This is a genomic window from Halomonas sp. ND22Bw, assembly GCF_003011945.1.
GTDB classification, from domain to species: Bacteria; Pseudomonadota; Gammaproteobacteria; order Pseudomonadales; family Halomonadaceae; genus Halomonas; species Halomonas halophila.
The window spans coordinates 1-341 of the sequence record NZ_PXWD01000413.1; the positions used below are offsets into that span (position 1 = coordinate 1).

A 341-nucleotide genomic window follows, 5' to 3' on the forward strand; every position below is an offset into this window, starting at 1 on the left:
AATCTGATCGCGGCCGCCGACTGGATGCGCGACTATGGCGACAGCAATAATGACGGCCTGATCGACTATCAGCGCGGCGCTGACACCGGCCTGTCTAACCAGGGCTGGAAGGACTCCGAGGATTCCATCTTCCACGCCGACGGTCGCTTCCCGAAGGGTCCGATCGCGCTTCTGGAGGTTCAGGGCTACGCCTTCGCCGCCTGGAAGGCGCTGGGTGATCTGGGCGAGCGCCTGCACGACGACCGCACGGCCGAATGGCGAATGCGCGCCGAACAGGTCCGCTCCCTGGTCGAGGAAAAGTTCTGGATGGAGGACGAGGGTTTCTACGCCGTAGCCCTCGA

General features: G+C 63.9%; 1 pseudogene. It reads left to right on the forward strand.

Annotation, left to right across the window (positions count from 1 at the left end):
- Nucleotides 1-341 (forward strand): annotated as a pseudogene (locus CVH10_RS18685) (amylo-alpha-1,6-glucosidase); the annotation flags it as partial.